Raw genomic sequence first — 18680 nt, 5'->3', positions numbered from 1 at the left:
TATTACATACTCAGGAGATATAATGAGCGAATTAAACAATAATAAAATACATTTATCAAAAGAAAAATATGATGAATACCTTAAAGAATATAATAAATTAATTAGTGTTGAGCGTCCTGCAGTTCAAGAAGCCTTAAAAGAAGCCCGCGCACAAGGTGACCTTTCTGAAAATGCTGAATATGATGCAGCCCGTGAAAGACAAGGAATCGTCGAAAGTAGAATTAAAGAATTAGAAGTTATCATCGATCGTGCCATTATTATTGAATCAAATGCAAATAGAAAAAATAATAATGTAGACATCAACACTGAAGTGGAATTTTATAATATTGATAAAAACACTACGCATTCCGTTAAAATAACCGGTTCACATGATGCAAATCCTTTTGACAATAAAATTTCAACCCGTTCACCATTAGCAACGGCAATGCTTGGAAAGACTATTGGTGATGAAATTGAAGTAGAAGCTCCAATTAAATATACTATTAGAATCTTATCAATCAAACATTTATAGAAATATTCAATCACTAGATCATGCACAAAATTTATTGCATATGATCTTTTGTTAATCTTTTTATTTACACAATAGCAAAAAACCCACAAATTAACTACTTTATTAATTTAATCCATATGTAAAATTTTATTACATATGGATTTTTATTAGTTTTCTATATATATATATATATATATTATATATTATGGTAAAATTATGCAATAAATTAAACAAGGAGGTTTTAAATGACAAAAGATAAAAAAATAGGTTTACTTTTATCTATAGCTATGATCGTTGGATCAGTAGTCGGGATTGGTATCTTTTTCAAAAACGGCTCTATTTCGCGGGCTACTGATGGAGATGGTTTAAGCTGATTATTTGCATGAATCATTGGAGGACTTATTTCAATGTGTGCTGCTGTATCATTTGCTGAAATAGGTTCCTTTAAAAATGGTAAGTTATCTGGATTAAGTAATTGAGTTTACAAAGTAACTAAGAATGAAAAATTAGCTTACCATAATTCGCTAGGATACTCAATATTTTATTGAGGTATTCTAAGTGCAGTATTAGGAATTTTTGCATCTGAAGCATTCTTTTATTTCTTAATATTAGCTGATGTTGAATTTGCAAAATCTGTTACGTTAGTAACACACGTCTTTGTGGGATTGTTCATAACAATTATTTATATCTCTTTAAATATATGGTCATACCAAGTAACCGCCAAATTTCAATTTGTAATTACAATTATTAAATTTATACCTTTATTTGCTGCGCTATTTATTGGAATTATTTTCCCAACAACTCATAATAATGATGGGACAAATGCATTTTTAAAAAATGCTTTCTCAATTAAAGGTATTGTGGCAGCATTGCCAGCTGTATTATTTGCTTATGATGCTTTTTTAGTTTCAAACTCTATGTCTGAGAAAACTAAAAATCCTACAAAAACGCTACCAAAAGCAATTTTAATTGCTATGACATTTATTGTTATTCTTTATTCATTAATTGCAGTTTCATCGATACTGCACTCATCTGGTTCAGTACATGGTGTATTAAATGACTCTTTACCAGATAAATGAAAAACAGGTATTACTACCGCTGTAATCTTCTTTATCTTCTTATCTGCTTTAGGAGTTACTAACGGTATTTCAGCTGCCTTTGTTAATGAAATGCGTATAAGTGTAAGGAATAAATTTTTATTTGGCTCAAGCTCATTATTAAAGAAATTTGGTGAATTAAAAACTACTATTATTTACATTGTATTAGTTCATGCATTTTACTTTTTAATAATTTTAGTACCAACTTTATCATTAAATACTGATATTATATTAGATGCAGTTTCAAACTTCACTACTCTATTCTTCTTCATTATTTATGGTTTAGTTATACTAAAATATAGCTTAAAAAGAAAATCATATTCAGAAACAAAAAAAATGAATGATTATCTATTTTACATTAGTGCAATATTGGCAGTACTTGGAATTTTATTTGTTGAATCTTCATACTTATATTTCCAATTTGCAAACCTTGCCTCAGATAAAACTAACCCTTCAGGTTGAGGTGTTTTCTGAGATAATGGGAAAAGTGATTTAATTAAAAATTATGTACCTATTTTACTTTATGTAATAACATTAGCATTTCTTATAGCTTTACCATGAATCAACTACTCTTTAGAAAAAGCAGTCTTCAAAAGAGATATCATAAAAGATTTTATAAGTTCTACTGATATTATTGAATAAAACTAAAAGATATTCATTATAATGAATATCTTTTTAAATAACAAAAACCTTTAGGTATTATCCTAAAGGTTTGTTTTCAGATTATTTTTTATTGATAAATAATTTAATAACTTTTTCAATTTCAACAAAGATTATTAAACCAAGTCCTAAAATAATTGGGATAAACCAATACACAATGTTATAATTTTTAATTTGTGAAATTTCAGCCATTTTAAAGACATCTCTTACTCCTGGAGTAAAGGCGGCAAATAAAACACATATTGTTGAAAAAATAGTTGCTAAATAAACTAATTTATATTTAGTTCAACTAAACATAAAGATAGATTTTTTAGACATTAGATTAAGAGAGTTGAGACTAGCCCCAATGCCTAAGGTAACAAACATACTTGTGGAAGTTAGCCTAATAAATTGATCACCTGCAATATTTTCACTTCTTGCATAAAATGCAACGATTACATATGATAAGATTGAGAAAAAACTTAAAATTAAACTATAAATTACTAAGTTCTTCCCCATACCACGTGAAAAGATACTTTCGGTTTTTTTAAATGGTTTACGTTTCATAGCATCAACATCATTAGGACTCATTCCTAATGCGATAGCTGGTAAACCATGGGTTAATAAGTTAATTCATAATAATTGTGAAGCAGAAAGAATAATTAAATCCTTTCCTTGAATATCATTTTTAAAGATAAATGATAAAACAAATAGTCCAATTAACATTACAATGATTTCAGTAAGCGATGATACTAATAAATTTAATATAACTGATTTAATACGGTCAAAAGTTTCGCGGCCACTTTTAATTCCTTTAACAATCGTAGTAAAATTATCATCCGTTAAAATAACATCTGCAGCTTGCTTAGAAACATCTGTTCCAGTAATTCCCATAGCAAGGCCTACATCACTTGCTTTTAAAGCTGGAGCATCGTTAACTCCGTCTCCCGTCATTGCGACAACTTTATCATGCGATTGCCATGCTTTTACAATTCTTAATTTGTCAGCTGGGCTTACTCTTGCATAAACAGAGATATGTTTAACTTCATTTTTTAATTCTTCATCAGACATATTTGCCAGGGTTGTTCCGTTAATTGACTTATCACCTTCTTGTGATATTCCTAATTCTTTTGCTATTGCTAAAGCAGTAGTTAAATGATCACCAGTAATCATAACTGGCTTAATTCCACCTTCTCTAGCTTCAACGATGCTCTCTTTAACACCTTGTCGAGGTGGATCAATCATGCCAACTAAACCAAGAAAAGTTAAATCTTGTTCATCTTCTAAAGATAATTTAGTTTTATCTTTAGAAACATCTTTGTAAGCTAAAGCAATTACTCTATAAGCTTGCTTTGATCATGATTCAATTTTTTCATAATATTTTGTATCTACATTTCTAGATTTACTTAAAATTACATCAGGAGCACCTTTAACAATTATTGTATTAAAATCATTTTCATTGTTAACTAAGATACTCATTGCCTTACGATCGCTATCAAAAGGTAATGAATCTAATCTATTATGCTTTAAATAAAAATTACCTGCTGAAATATTATTTTTCATTCCATAAATTAAGATTCCTGTTTCAGTAGGATCTCCAACTTCTTCATATTCTCCTCTTTCATTTAAAACAACAGATGCATCACAACATGCCACAAAATAAGATAAGGCTTTGGAATTGGCAAGTGAACTAGGGTTAGTAACATCCTCAAATTCAACCACTGTCATCTTATTTTCAGTTAGTGTCCCAGTTTTATCTGAACAAATAACATTTGTAGCACCTAATGTTTCAACTGAAGGGAAACTTTTAATAATAACATTTTCATTAGCCATTTTTGAAACACCAATAGCAAGCAATACAGTGGTAAAAGTAATTAACCCTTCCGGTATTGCTGCGACAGCAAGCGAAATACCTACGATTAGTGCACTAGAATAAGTTTCTGGTTGATTTCAACCATTTGGTATTAATAAAGTATTAGTAATAAGTAATTGGGTGATTGTGGTAATAAATAATAAAATAACACCACTAATACCAAAGATTTTACTCAATTTATTTAATTTAATTTGTAATGGTGTTAAATGTACTTCTTGAGTTTCAATTAAAGTATTAATTTTACCTATTTCTGTTTTTAAACCTGTTTCAGTTACTAAGATAATTCCACGACCTGTAGTAATGTAAGTTCCAGAAAATAAATAATTGCTTCTTTCCCCAAGCGGAAGTTCAGCAGCATCAAGTTCAAAATTAACTTGCTTATCTACTCCAGTAGATTCACCAGTTAAAGCTGATTCAACTGCTTGAAGCGAATAAGATTCAAGCAAAATACCGTCAGCACTTACATAATCACCTGCTTCAACAATTACTAAATCACCTGGAACAATTTCGCTAGCAGGTAATGAAATTGTTTCTCCATTACGAATAACCTTTGAATTTAATTGATTATTTTTTTCGAGCGCTTTAACGGCTTGATCACTTTTTATTTCCTGATATGTTCCAAGACATGAATTTAAAATAATGACAATTAAAATAATAAATGGTTCAACAAAACTAATTACAATTTCAGTTGTATCAGGTTTATGACTTGCACCAAATGTTTCATAAAATGCAACTGATAAACTAAAAATTGCGGCTATTAAAAGTAAAATAATCATAAAATCTTTAAATTGTGATAAAAAGATTTTAAAGATGCTTTTTTTCTGAGTAGTTTTTATGGTATTTGGTCCATATTTTTCTAAAAAGTCTTTTGCTTGTGCAGATGTTAAACCAAGACGCTTTTTAACATATTCTTGATTCAGATTTTTATTCAAAATTCCTCCTTAATTAAAAATATTATGCATATGGAATTGCAAATAATATTAATGAAATAATTATGTTTAATAATATTATTAAAAATAATGATTTTAGTTTCTTTATTAAATATCACGATGCTGGTATGCCTAGCAAAACATAAATTTTTAATAAAATATTTTTGTATCCTGAAAATACTTCTGAGGTAGGTTTTTGTATCAAAATATAATTATCACTAGTTTTATTAAATGAAAGTTGAGGCTCAAAAATACCTAAAAATAATTGAATTGCGAGTGCAAACATAATGCCAGCCACTAATGGTTTCATTATAATTAATAAATTCTTCATATATGTATTTTTCTTAAATTTATCAACATATTTCATGGCTAAAACCATAATGATAATTGCTGGTAAGCAAAATATAACATAGGTGATTAAAACAGCGATAATCATTCATCACTCATTATTAGCAACTAAATATCCTGTTATAAACCCAAATTTAGTAGATACAACTCCAGGTGTTGTATTTGAAACAGTAAAAATATTAATAATCTTTTCTTCACTAATACCTAAATCAAATTGATTATTTAAAAATTTTCAAAATCATTCAAATACAGGCATAAACACCTGCCCCCCACCAAATACTGATAACGATATCAATATTAAAAAAGGAATTGAAAATAATAATGCAATAAACATATTATTTGCTCTTTCGCTTTCATATTAGATAAACAATGCTGTAAACGAGTATAACACAAATGATCGCAAGAACCGGGGTATTGTATGGACTTGGGATAAATAAACAAAATGCCAAAGAAAAAATAAAAATAATAATTCAAATTGGACTTTTCATTCCTTGCTTTGCTTGCTTTAAAAATCGATAACTAAAATCAAGCAAGAAAGCAATAATTGAAACAAGCACACCAACTGAAATAATTTTTACATATTCAAAAGGTATTTTATTAAACATTAGTAAAATTCCAAATGCAACTAAGATATGGGGCAAAATACCTAATAAAGTTACTAAAGTTCCTTTTATTTTGCCGAGCATCTTAATTGCGATATAGGAAATAGTTTGAATTACTGAAGCCCCGGGCAACATATTAGTAACTATTACAACTTGGTTAAATTCTTCATTATCTAGTCACTTTTTTTTATCAACTACTTCCCTTTTAATAATTGGCATTAAGGCATTACCACCACCAAATGCAATAAAACTAATTTTTAATATTAATCAAAATACAACCCAAAAATTTACTTTTTTCTCCATATGCTCCTTAAAAAAATATTATTTAGATACTAAATAATATTTTTAAATTAAGCTAAGTATAATGGTATATAAATTAATGATATTAGATAGTAAAAGGTATATGTATCAACAATGAAGTCATTGTAAAGACTTTTAAATAATTTTTGTTTATTAAGTGTTGGCTTTCAATCTAAATCCATAAAGTAAAAATCACTTGAAAACTCAAAATAAATGTAATTCCCTAAAGATGTGATTGACAGCTTTCTAACTTTTGAATTTTTATTATCTTTAAATCTTTTTAATGATGTTTCCATAGCTAAAGGAGTGTACATCATTCTAATTTTAAGATCATCATCACTTCTTGGCACAAAAACTTTATTAAATTCCTTGTTTTCTAATTTTATGTCGTTAAATAACTTTTTATATAGTTTCTTATGATTTTGATTATTAAATAAACTGAAGTTAAATGCTTTTTCACCCAAATTAGTTGTATCAATAATTAAAAGACATGAATAATAATGCTCAGTTTTTCGGTTACCCTTAAAATCAGTTGTTACTCTTTCTCATTGTGCATTTCTTAAATAAGCAGGATATTTCTTATCTAAGTTTCACATTTTCTCAGGCCCCATTCTTATAACATAAGCATCATCAGGCACTTCATATCTATGGCTTTGAAAAGCAGATTGATTAATAGCAGTTTTGGCAGTTGCAGTTTTATAACCAATAAAATTAAAATTAGGGTCTAAAATTGCAAATGAATCTCGATAAACTTTTTCAACATTAATACGATCTTCCATATTTTGAAAAATTAAATCTTTAAGTCTTTTGTATTTTCTATATATCAATACCGTTGCAAAAAATAATATTGCGCCAATAATAATTAAGACAAATCCAGAAATAATCACAGTTAATATATTTTCCCCTTTAGGTGCTGCTGCAAAAACAATGAAAGCTATTAGAATTAATAAAACCCCAATGCCAGCAGTTGTATAACCGGCTAAAGCTCATTTCTTAGCTTGTTTATATTCTTCGCTATCAAAGGCATTCTCAATAGCTGCATTAAATAATGGTATTACCTTTTCATCCACTTTATCTTTATAAGTTTCAAAAGGCATATAATCAGATACTATTTTCATATAAGTTCTCCTTTATTTATATTTATATTAGTAAAATAATTATAACAAATTTATAGTAATGGTTATAAAAATAACTATAATAATAACATGTATAAAATTAAAAACTTATTTATTTCAACAACAGATACCGTTGTTGGCATTGGTGGGGTTGTAAATCAGCAAACATTGGATGAAATATACCTTGTGAAAAATCGAGACTTAAATAAAAAAATAATAATTTTAGTTAGCGATTATAAGCAACTTACACCATTCCCTGAATGAAACAAAAAAGCACAAGAAATTGCCCAAAAATATTGACCTGGACCAACCACAATTATTGTAAATAACCAAGGTTTTCGCATGCCTAATCATCAAGGGTTGTTGGATCTAATAACTAAAATTGGTCCAATATATATGTCAAGTGCAAATATTTCAGGATATCCTCCAATTAAAATAGAAGAAGCAAATGTAATTTTTCCGCAAATACAAAAAGTTTACAATTTTGGCCCGGGATCAGGAGTTCCAAGCACAATAATTAATTTAGATACTAACGAAGTAATAAAGAGGTAATATGCAAGAAAAAATTTATATTAACTGGAGCACATTTAAACGGGTTTTTGCATTAAACCCAACATTAATTTTCAATACTGAAAAAATTATTGAATACCTAAATAATCAAGCGAATTCAAAAATAGATATTGATGAATCTGAAGATGAAGTAAGTTTATCAAGTCAATTTGAACAACTACACGAATTAATGCTTGATTATGATGAGACCAATACCGATTCATATATTGAAATATTGGCTTCTAATTACCCAAAATATAAACAAAAAACTGAAGAGTTTTTAATACAAACTCTCAACCTTTCAAAAGAAAATATCAAAATTATATCCTTACAATCTAACAAAGATATAAAAATATTTCAAACTATAGAGGCAATAAATAATTCTATTAGTTTAAACCAAGAATTACTTATTATAAACCCTGTAATAGGTTTTGATAAAGTATCAAAGCTTAATACATTTACATTTTTATATAATCCTTTTGCATTGCATATTAAGCAAGGAAAAATAATTGCTTATTTATTATCTTATACTTCAACATCTAAACCTGAAACTTATTACCTTTCATATTATTTATACTCGCTATCAAATGAGCTAGGTTTAGAAATATACGACATTAAAAATATTATTATTGATCCACGAACCAAGATCTTTGGGTACCCACAAAAAAATAAAATTAATTTTTTAATCACACAGGCAGCTTGAATATCTAATTCAATTGTTAAAAGTCGAAATAATCCTTATTTAGATTATATAAATGATTTAGAATTTTTCTTTAAAAAATCTGGTTTAGGTCTTCAATTTTTAAACAAAAATTATGAAAATGATTCAATTCATAATTATCCTATAAATTATCAAAACCAACAATTTGATAATAGCTTTATTTCTTGTGCCAAAAATAAAAAAATAGTTCAAGATATCTGAGTAATTAATAAAGCATGTTATAAAGAACCAATGCTTTCATCTTTAAACAATTTTTATAATTCAATTAAATATGAAATAGATTCAGATAAATACATTGGAGATCAAAGTTGGCAAAATATCTTTTATGGTTTTGAAATATATCCTAATCATAACAAAAAAATTGTTATCCCAAATCTAAAACCAGCATCAAAAGCAAGTTCACTAAAGGAATTTTATGAATTTGAAGATTTTAGTTGGTATTTAAATATTGTAATAAAAGCATATGAAGAATTTAATGAAAATATAAATTTAAATGCTCTTTTATTTTTTGCATCTTATTATGATTCAAATGAGGCGCAAAACAATAAAATAAAACAACAAATTAATTATTGATTAAAAAATGATAATGTTAACTATCAAATAAATTATCAATGGTTAGAAATTAATGATTTTTTTATTAACGATAGTAAGGAATTAATCGCCTTATTAAGAGAATACTTATTAAAAAAGAATAACCAAGAATATATTCAATTTTCTGGTAAATTTAAACAATCTAAAAATCTTAGATCGATAAAGGATTTACAAAACTCTATAAATGATTTTAAATCAATTCCTAATTCTTTCAACCTAGAAACCTTAAATATTATTAAACAATTGCATATTAAAGATGCAATTGTCTCTTGGTACGATTATGAAGGTTTTTCAGATATATTCCCTCCAGTTGACGGAATAGCAAGTTATAATCAAGTAGTGTGCCAAGTTTCAGTTATTACAACCAAAAATGGCATAGAACAAAGTTGTGAAAATATTGTTAAAGACCCCAAAAACATCTCGTGTCAAGATTTTGTTGATATTATTGATTCAATATACCGTGATGGTTGTGATTATTACGTTGTATATAATAAAGGATACGAAAACACACGTAATTCAGAAATTTTAAAATTAGTAAAAAATAAACTATATAAAGGCGAGGACCTTGAATTCTCACAGTGACTAATTCATAAATACAATGCAAAAACAATAGACGAAGCATGTAATATTTTTGCTAATAAAATCCATCACATCAACTCAAATACTATTGATTTAGCAGATGTTTTTACTCCTAAAAAACAAGTTGATTTGCTAGAAGAAAATATTTTTTACTTCCAGCAAACTGATAATAACATTAAGCAAATAAAATTAGAAAGAGAAACAAATAGTTCTTTACCAATTTCATATATTCAACTTTCATATCTCAAGGCATTTTATTCAATCAAAAAAATTGAAAAATTTATTACAGAAAATAATATTCAACTAAAAAATATGATTTTTCCATATTCTGCATTAAAAATTCAAAAAGGAACAATGGCTATGAAGGAAGCAATAAATAGATTTCTTGATGCCACTAATGATTCTGTGTGAGAATATAATATAGTTCCGGAATTAAAAAAATATTGCGAAAATGATGTAAGAGCAATGATTATGGTTTATGACTTAATCATGTACTTAGCTCAAACCTTTTTTAACAATATTAGCGATTTTGAATATAAATTAGATAATACAAATGGTTTTGTTAACAATGGAAAATACCAAATTAAAGATGGTAATTTATATTTTGACTTACCACTATAGCATCAAAATATAATTTTATGGTAAAATAAAACTTAAGGACAGGGGTGCTATTACAAACGTATAGCTGAGAAATACTCTTATAAGCTGATCTAGTTAATACTAGCGTAGCGAGTCTATTTTCTCCATACTTTGTCCAGATTGGAGAAATATGAAACATCTATTTAAAAAAATAATATTTACATTTGGGCAATTGCCTTTAATCGGTGTTGTTGCTTTATCATGCACAAACCAAGAAAATAATAAAAATATCCTAAGGATAAATATCGGGGCAGGTTTAAATCCTACTCAGGTCAACGAATTTCAAACAACCCTTAATGAAGAAATTAAAAAACAAGGTGGACAATTTCAAGTCAAAATTTCTACTGAAGCTTCATTTAATGAATATAGTAAAAACTTTGATGATTTAATTAAAAATAAACAAGACTTGGTGTTTATATCACCAGGTAAAGTTCTCAACAAAAAGAAGGAAATCCAAGATAATAATATTGAACTTGGAATCCAGACTTATACTAAAGCTCTTATAGGGTCAAGTCCAGAAAATAATGAAACATATCAAAATGGTTTAGAAAATGATCCTCTTCGCAAACTTGCCCAATCTCAGCAAGTTCTTTTTGATAAACTTCCTAGGTCCCAATGAGATGATCTAGTTAACGGTAATAATTATGCAAGTTATTTATATAACAATTTTTATTCTGGTAATTTAACAAAATACTATCGCGGAGTAATTTATATAGTCGCAGATCCACAAACAACTCAGGAAATTATCGATGCATGAAATAAAAAAGATTTGAATAAATTTTTAAGTTTTGGGTATGTTCATAGCAATGACAAAGAATCTGCAAGCAAATACATCTTACAACAAGCACTGCTTAAAAAACACTTTGGTGATCAATTCACCTCATTGCTTGATTTAATTAATAAAAATGCTAATTATAAAATGGATCCAAAACCTTTAGTAAATATTTATAAAACCTCCCTAAATAACCAGAAAATCTTTTTTGATGCTGAAGGTCTTTATACTTATACTAAATACAAAGATAGCAATGATCCTTTCACAATTAACCAAGAAACTAGACCAAATCAAAAATTTACTTTTTTAACAACAACAGATCCACTTCCGAACAGTATTGGAATTTATAAAAAAAGTATTGATAAAGGTAAAATTCAAATTCTTGCAAAAGCATTAAAGTCGTTAGCAACCACTAAAAATGATTTATGAGGTCCTAGCCACGGATTTTATAGTTATGATTATATAAATGATCCAGAAAAAAATATTTGGTTAATTTTAGATAATATAGGAAATTAAAATTGTTATTCAAAAAAGTTCAAATTGCTTACAATAATTCAATAATTATTAATGGTTTTAATGCAAAATTTCTTACTGGGGAACTTTGTGGTTTAATTGGACCAAGTGGGTGTGGCAAAAGCACATTACTTAAATCAATTTTTAATCATTCATTAGTAAAAAATGGCATAATAACATATCAAAACAAAGATGTCTTAAAATTTAATAAAAAAGAGCTCTTAAATTTCAAAAAAAGCATTTTTTACTTAAGACCGGAAAATAACTTAGTTGAAGATTTGGATTTTTATCAAAATTTACTAAGTGATTTTAGTCAATATAAAAATTGATTTTATAGGCTTTTTAAAATAATTACAAAAACACAAAAAGAACAACTCTTTGATATTTTAACAAATTTAAAGGTTCAAAATCTTGCATTTCAAAAAATATCAAAACTATCTTCTGGGCAAAAACAACGTTTAAGTATTGCTAAAATGATCTTTAATAAACCAAAGATTATTTTAGCAGATGAACCAACAAGCAATTTAGACATTGAAAATACAAAAGTTATTTTTGAACTTTTAAATCAATATAAAATAGATAGCCATGTGATTGTTGCAATACATGACTTAAATGCAGCATTATCATATTTTGATAAATTGTTTGTATTTGATAAAAAAAATAACGATATCTTAGAAATTGACCCTAAGAATTTAAATTTTGAAGACTTAAAAAAATATTATGAAACATAATAATACTTTTACAACAAATTTAAAAAAGAAAGAATGAAAGCGCAATATCTTAATTATTCTTTCACTATTATTTTTTATATACTGTTTGTATCAAATTGGTGTTTTTAATAGTTTTTATCCTTCTGGATTTAAAAGATTTATAAACCATTTAAGAGATTTATTTACATTTAAAAATTCACATCCTGAGTTATCTAATAAAAATTTATGAGTTTTAAATTTTGAATATTTGTTTATAACTCTTAAATCAGTTGTTGGTGGTTCAATCTTTGGATATTTACTAGCTTTTCTAACCTCATATTCAGGTGCTAAAAATATTAACAAAAATAAATATCTAGCATTTTTTATTAGGTGGTTTGTAATATTCTTAAGGTCATTTCCTTTAATCATGTATTTATTTTTATTCCAAGGTATTTTTAGTCCTTATTTATCAGCATTTTTTATATTCTTTTGAAGCACATGATTATGAGTCCATAAATTCTTAATTCAAATAATTGAAAATACTGATTGTAAGTATTATTGAATTGATCGCTCATTAGGGGTAAGTAAATATTCTAGTTTTAAAAAGAATATTTACCTGCCTAATAAAAATAGATACACAATGAATATGTTGTTATCACTTGATACAAATATAAGATGAAGTTCAATTTTAGGAAGCATTGGTATAGTAGGAATTGGTTTTTGAATAGAAAACAATAAAACCCAATTTATTTATTTAGGAATTAGCCTTTTATATATATATTTAATTACAGTTTTCTTTGAAGTCTTAATAAGTCTTTATAATAATTACTTAAAAGATTATTTATATAAAGTTACTTCAAATAAAAACTATCATAAAACAGTCACATATAATTTTCCGAAATATATATGGGGTATTTTAAAACTACTGTTTTTAGTCATCTTGGTATGGAGCTTAGTTGAATTGTTTAATAATCAACATATTCAATGAAATATCCTATGGTTATTTTTAAAAGATTTTTTTAATTGAGATTTTAGTGATTTAGTAAATAATTCTTTCAACGATTATTATGATTATTTTTTAATCATAATTAATGTTTATGCTGCCGTTTATAGTGCTTATTGACTTTCTGTGCTATATTCCTTTTTTATGAGTGAAAAAACTGATAAAGTTTTTCTTTCTTGATTTTTAAGGGGATTCTTAGTATTTTTAAAAACTATACCAATAGTAGTTTTCTTTATTTTATTTAATGCTTTTTTAGATTCATTAACGGTTTTAAACATTGTTTTATTTATAAGTGCATTTCGAACCTTAGTTAAGCATTTAGTAAGTAAAATAAATAGTTTTTCAAATGACGAAATAAACCTATATAGAACCTTAGGTTTAAAAGATTTGCAAATCTATTTTCAAAAAATTTATCCACGTATTCAAAAAGATATTTTTTCACTTATTTTCTTTGAATATGAAAGTACGTTTAGAAATGCTTTGACATATGGAATTTTTTCAAGCATTTCATTAACTTCTAAAATTCAATATTACCATGAAAGAAATATTTATAATACAACAATACCGCTGCTTTTGCCGAGCATTCTATTTTTTATAACCTTAGAAATAATTTATTACCTTTATAAAAATAATTGGAATACACCAATACCATTTAACTGAATAAAGGCTTTAATTAAAAAATATAAATAAAAAGAACAATTACATGTTCTTTTTTCTATTAAAATTTATTCTTTGGTAAATAAATATGTCCATTAATGCTTGTGACATCGGAAACTGAAATAAATGCATCTTCATCAATTTTTCGAACGTCTTTAATAATTCGATCTACTTGTCTAAATAATGTAATAGTGGTAATAACATTAAATCGATCTTTAGAATATCCTCCGTTGGCATGAAACTCAGTAATACCTGTAACTATTTTTCTTTCGTGTGTTAGCAGTTCTGAAATTTCATCAGCTTTATTGAGTGAAAATACTTCAACACGTACTAGTTTAAACTTAGGATATAATTTATTTAATGCCATTATATAAACCACGTTAGTTAAAACAGTAGCCAAAAAGTTTGGTGATAAATATAATTCAAAACTTCAAGCTTTTTTGGTAATTTTCAATAATTCTGTATTATCAGAATTAGCAGATGTTATATTCTTGCCAGCTTCTTGAAGTAATAATGACCCAGGTAACCAAGAACCAACTAACACACCAATTAAGACAATAATAATGTTCATATAACCAGAAATTGTTCCGAATGATTTTTGTTTGGCATTAGCATATCATTCACCTATTACACCAGTTACACCAGCTGTTCCACCAATAATTTGTATTATTGCAAAAATTCACGCTAGTAAATAACCGTAAATAACAGCATAAGCAAAGAGTGCTATGATATTTCCACCATCGCTTCACAAAAGAGGTATAATAGAACTTAACTTTTGTTTAAATTCTGGTAATACTTCTTTAACTTTTGGATTCGAAAATTCCCCGATAATATATACTCCATTTGCTCCAGGAATCAGCCCAATTGAAAAAGATACAATTGACGAAACAACTAAAAATAATACTGTTAAATTACTAAATAATTTTCCAATTTTTCTATACCCAAAAATAAAAATGGGAATACTTAAAATTATATAAGCAATTCAGAAAATAAATTGCTCAATTAAATTACGAACAGTTTCTGTTACTTGACCTTCTTTAAATAAAACAACCACAAGCCTTGCTAGTGCTTGTCCAAATGCCGCAAGACCAAAATTATAAATTCCAACATTCTTTACAAAGAAAACGCTAATTACACCAAAAAATATTGCAGTTACAACAGTTATCAAAACTATTTTCCATGTTGGCATATAAGAATATAGTTTTGATAATTTTAAACCAAAGTTAGACATTTTGGTTCTCTTATAAACTGTATTCTTTTTAAAAATTTTGTCAACTCCTTCACCAATTATTGCTTTTTCAATTTCAATTGACTTAGCACTTTTAAAGGAATGACGTTTGTTTGCATTTTCATTATTATCTAATGAATTATGTTCTTCATTTTTTATATCCATGTTCCTCCTTTGCAGAAAAAAAGAAGATACATAAGATAACTACGAGTTATTTTATGTACTAATATAATTTTATAATATTTTTAAAAAATTGGTTCAAAAAAGTTAAAAAAAGTATTTTGTTTTTTTATTTTATGTTATAATATTAGAGCAATTAAGCAAGAAGTTAATTGCCCAGGTGGCGGAATGGTAGACGCAAGGGACTTAAAATCCCTCGGTCGCAAGACCGTGCTGGTTCAAGTCCAGTCCTGGGCACCAAATGATGTGCGTCCTTAGCTCAGCAGGTAGAGCAAATGGCTTTTAACCATTGGGTCAGAGGTTCGAATCCTCTAGGACGTACCATTTCAGAAATGACCTATAACACCTATTAAGGTGTTATTTTTTGTATTATTAATTCTTTATTATAAAATATTGAAAAAGGTAGTCTTAAGACTACCTTTTTTTGTTATCTAGTTTTGTCAAATTTGTAATTGCTAATTTGAGCATACACCATATCGTCTTTGCGATATTCAGAATATTTTAAGTCACTTTTTATAGTTCAAAGTAATAATGGTAAGCCAATTTCTTTGTAACGTGCTTTGTCTTTATCGTATAAAACTGTCCATGGGTGAAGAAATTGACACACTTCCTTGATTTCTTTTAACTCAATCTTTTTCAATTGTGATTCAGTTCAGAATAAAAATCCTAGTAAAAATCTCTCATTTAATAGTCTCATGTTACGTAAGGTTTGGAAATTAAATGATGAGAAGATAATTTTTTCAAAAAATTTATCACCATATTTTTCAGCTAATTTATTAATCTTAGACTCAATTCCATAATATGGTTTTTGGTCAGTTTTAATCTCAATATTGATTAATTTATATAGATCTAAATATTTGTCTAAAAATTCTTCTAAAGTTAGAATAGTTTGTTTTCTAGTTTTTACTTTAAAGAATTCACTATGGTCATCTTTTCTAAGTTCATCTAATGTGCTATGTTCAATTTCTCTATCAACTAAAGCAGTGCGTTTAGTATTTTCATCATGAATAATAACTAATTTTTTGTCTTTAGTTAAATGAACATCAATTTCTACTCCATCAAAGTCATATTGATAAGCCATTTCAAAAGCTAAATCAGTATTTTCAGGTGCGATTGCTGAATATCCGCGGTGTGCTAAAAGTAATTGTTTTTTAGGCATTTTCAAGAGTTCTCCATCTGTGATTTGTTTTACCTAGTTTTTTAAGTTCTTTAACATTTGATATGTATACAGCTAAACCAGCTAATACCCCTAGTAATGCAATAGATAAACAAATCACTAAAATAATTTGATAACCAACAACTGATGTGTTAGTTAAACCTGCTGGTGTATAGGCTTTCCCTACAGCACCAGTTATTTCATATAATCATGCATCAATTGAGAAACCAATAAATGATAATACACCTACACTTGAAGCATATGAATTTTTTTCAATTTCAATTTCACCAATTTGAGCATATCTTAAAGTTACCATTGCTCATGATAAAACACCAGCAAAGATAAATAAGGCAGATGTTAAAACGATAATAAATATATCAGTTGATGTTTTTGTATATGTAGCCGCAGTTACACCTTTAAGATCTGGGGCTCCATATCCTGTAAGAATAATTGCGCCAACAACTATAATTCCAATTCCTGTTGCAATTAATAAGAATAAGATGTATGATCTAAATTTATCAGCTCAACGACCAATAAAGGTTGATACAATACTTCTAAGTCCGTATGTTCTAATTCCTCCTAGCACTGCTGCTAAAATAGCTGGTGCTAAGAATGCGTTGTTTAAAAGTTGTACTAAGTAGTACGCAAAGACACTTTGGAATGTATACATTCCCATTAAGAATACAGATAAAGCTCAAAGTTTTCAGTTTTTCATTGCTTTGAAAACTTGAATAATGCTTTTCTTTACTCTTGCTCATGACATTTTTTCAGTGTTTTTTTCCATTGGTAATTCAGGTACCATGAATAACACTAAGAATGAGGTAAGGATTAAAAATCCTGCGATACAGAATGCATAAACTGCGAAAGGAAGTTGTGCATTATCTGTATCAACAACTTTAGGTGATCAAACATTGGTAATTAATAGTCCGAGTAGGAATACTAAAAATAACCCGATTACACCATTTGCTGTACCTTGAATCCCATAAGCTAAACCTTGGTTTTCTTTAGTTGTTTGTTGTGAAACAAGTTTTCAAAGTGGTGTCCAGAAGACTAAAGTAGATGAAACCCCTCATAGCCCTCAAATAGTTGCATATTGTCCAAATAATGAATCTGGAGATTGTGATTTAGCATTTAAAATGGTAATTCCAAATCAAACTGTGATTGCCCCAGTTGAAAAAACAGCGGATCAAAGTAATCATCTGGAACTAAATTTATTAGCTAAAAATCCTCCTGGTAGTTGAGTTGCTAACGTAACTCAACCAATAATAGCAGTTAGTCTCGCTACCTGATCTTCCCTTATATTTAAATAAGTATGTAAGTTAGGAATAATATTTTTAATATAGTAAGGGGCTGCAATAACAAATACATCAGCAGCCGCCAAAATAATTAAAGCTATAATTTGTTTGTACGTTAATCCTTGCAGTGATTTTTTAAATTTCTCTAAATAACCATTCATATTTATACCTTTCTATTTAAATATTTATTTAATTTAAAGTTTATGTGTAAACAAATTGCTATTTTATAAATTTTTAGTATTATACTTGGTCTAGTAGTATTTAAATTAATATGGGAATATTTTGAATTAGTTATATCACCATTGCATGTAGTATAAACTTCTATAAAGGGTGCAAAAATGAAAATACTAAATTAATTTTAATGTCTTGGCTTTAATAATTAGCTTTGTTCAAGACATCTTTATATTATTTGTATTTTCATTATAATAAACTTTAAATTTAGAGTTATGAATCTTTTTAAAAGCAATAATATTTTAACTTATATTACGAAAATAAATAAAATAAGCACATAAATAATAGTTAAAGCATAATTCTATTGTTAGATTCATAACTATCTTTTTTGTAAATTTTTAAAACTTACATATAAATTATATTAAAAAAAAAAAAAAAAACTTGTATCTTTCTTTGATATGTCAAGTTCTTAAAGCATATAAATACAGTATTTAAAGTGGTTTTATTTCTCTAACTTTTAAACCTCATAAGTACTAAAAAGCAT

The 18680-nt window shown here is 27.1% G+C and carries 14 protein-coding genes, 2 tRNA genes and 1 riboswitch; of the genes, 9 read left to right on the top strand and 7 right to left on the bottom strand.

The window, feature by feature from the left end; genetic code table 4:
• Positions 1-22 precede the first annotated feature (22 nt).
• Both greA and AC0B4N_RS00780 read left to right on the top strand, forming a co-directional pair.
• The gene (gene greA / locus AC0B4N_RS00785) at positions 23-511 is read left to right on the top strand and encodes a transcription elongation factor GreA (RefSeq protein ID WP_465102019.1); all 489 of its coding nucleotides are present in this window, start codon (positions 23-25) and stop codon (positions 509-511) included.
• Positions 512-735: 224 nt separating this feature from the next.
• Positions 736-2229 (top strand): APC family permease, encoded by a 1494-nt coding sequence (locus AC0B4N_RS00780; protein ID WP_465102018.1) that lies wholly within the window; start codon positions 736-738, stop codon positions 2227-2229.
• Positions 2230-2310: 81 nt separating this feature from the next.
• Here AC0B4N_RS00780 and AC0B4N_RS00775 read toward each other — a convergent pair whose 3' ends face one another.
• The 4 genes from AC0B4N_RS00775 to AC0B4N_RS00760 are packed head-to-tail and all read right to left on the bottom strand — an operon-like array spanning position 2311 to position 7396.
• Complete coding sequence (locus AC0B4N_RS00775) at positions 2311-5031, bottom strand: cation-translocating P-type ATPase (protein WP_465102017.1); 2721 nt, start codon at positions 5029-5031, stop codon at positions 2311-2313.
• Positions 5032-5053: 22 nt separating this feature from the next.
• Positions 5054-5710 carry a chromate transporter gene (locus AC0B4N_RS00770; protein ID WP_465102016.1) on the bottom strand — a complete coding sequence of 219 codons (657 nt, stop codon included), beginning with the start codon at positions 5708-5710 and terminating at the stop codon, positions 5054-5056.
• A 1-nt stretch (position 5711) separates the two neighbouring features.
• A complete protein-coding gene (locus AC0B4N_RS00765; protein ID WP_465102015.1) occupies positions 5712-6281 on the bottom strand; it encodes a chromate transporter in 570 nt (189 codons plus the stop codon).
• Positions 6282-6328: 47 nt separating this feature from the next.
• On the bottom strand, positions 6329-7396 hold the full coding sequence (locus AC0B4N_RS00760) for a hypothetical protein (RefSeq protein ID WP_465102014.1): 1068 nt from the start codon (positions 7394-7396) through the stop codon (positions 6329-6331).
• 87 nt (positions 7397-7483) lie between these two features.
• Here AC0B4N_RS00760 and AC0B4N_RS00755 point away from each other — a divergent pair, with 87 nt between their 5' ends.
• The 5 genes from AC0B4N_RS00755 to AC0B4N_RS00735 all read left to right on the top strand — a co-directional run bounded on the left by AC0B4N_RS00755 (position 7484) and on the right by AC0B4N_RS00735 (position 14139).
• Positions 7484-7945, top strand: coding sequence for an L-threonylcarbamoyladenylate synthase (locus AC0B4N_RS00755; RefSeq protein ID WP_465102013.1), 462 nt, complete (start codon positions 7484-7486; stop codon positions 7943-7945).
• A gap of 1 nt (position 7946) precedes the next feature.
• The gene (locus AC0B4N_RS00750; protein WP_465102012.1) at positions 7947-10454 is read left to right on the top strand and encodes a UU173 family protein; all 2508 of its coding nucleotides are present in this window, start codon (positions 7947-7949) and stop codon (positions 10452-10454) included.
• A 30-nt stretch (positions 10455-10484) separates the two neighbouring features.
• A riboswitch (TPP riboswitch) is annotated at positions 10485-10582 on the top strand.
• 20 nt (positions 10583-10602) lie between these two features.
• Positions 10603-11760, top strand: a complete 1158-nt coding sequence (cypl, locus tag AC0B4N_RS00745; protein ID WP_465102011.1) for an ABC transporter thiamine pyrophosphate-binding lipoprotein p37/Cypl — start codon at positions 10603-10605, stop codon at positions 11758-11760.
• A 2-nt stretch (positions 11761-11762) separates the two neighbouring features.
• Positions 11763-12488 (top strand): ATP-binding cassette domain-containing protein, encoded by a 726-nt coding sequence (locus AC0B4N_RS00740; protein ID WP_465102010.1) that lies wholly within the window; start codon positions 11763-11765, stop codon positions 12486-12488.
• The gene (locus AC0B4N_RS00735; protein ID WP_465102009.1) at positions 12478-14139 is read left to right on the top strand and encodes an ABC transporter permease subunit; all 1662 of its coding nucleotides are present in this window, start codon (positions 12478-12480) and stop codon (positions 14137-14139) included. The genes AC0B4N_RS00740 and AC0B4N_RS00735 overlap by 11 nt, the downstream gene beginning before the upstream one ends.
• Before the next feature lie 28 nt (positions 14140-14167).
• Here AC0B4N_RS00735 and AC0B4N_RS00730 read toward each other — a convergent pair whose 3' ends face one another.
• Positions 14168-15499: a DUF2179 domain-containing protein gene (locus AC0B4N_RS00730; protein WP_465102008.1), complete on the bottom strand. Its 1332-nt coding sequence runs from the start codon at positions 15497-15499 to the stop codon at positions 14168-14170.
• A gap of 169 nt (positions 15500-15668) precedes the next feature.
• Here AC0B4N_RS00730 and AC0B4N_RS00725 point away from each other — a divergent pair.
• Positions 15669-15754: transfer RNA gene (locus AC0B4N_RS00725), tRNA-Leu, on the top strand.
• An 8-nt stretch (positions 15755-15762) separates the two neighbouring features.
• Positions 15763-15838 (top strand) — tRNA-Lys (locus tag AC0B4N_RS00720).
• 103 nt (positions 15839-15941) lie between these two features.
• On the opposite strand, the gene AC0B4N_RS00715 is transcribed toward AC0B4N_RS00720, so the two are convergent.
• Positions 15942-16673 carry a glycerophosphodiester phosphodiesterase family protein gene (locus AC0B4N_RS00715; protein WP_465102007.1) on the bottom strand — a complete coding sequence of 244 codons (732 nt, stop codon included), beginning with the start codon at positions 16671-16673 and terminating at the stop codon, positions 15942-15944.
• Positions 16666-18126 (bottom strand): MFS transporter, encoded by a 1461-nt coding sequence (locus tag AC0B4N_RS00710; RefSeq protein ID WP_465102006.1) that lies wholly within the window; start codon positions 18124-18126, stop codon positions 16666-16668. Before AC0B4N_RS00710 ends, AC0B4N_RS00715 begins: the two co-directional genes overlap by 8 nt.
• Positions 18127-18680 lie beyond the last annotated feature (554 nt).

The sequence above is a fragment of the Mycoplasma sp. 13536 genome, assembly GCF_055523495.1.
Note: the sequence above shows the minus strand (reverse complement) of the source record. Positions and strands in the feature narration are given on the sequence as shown.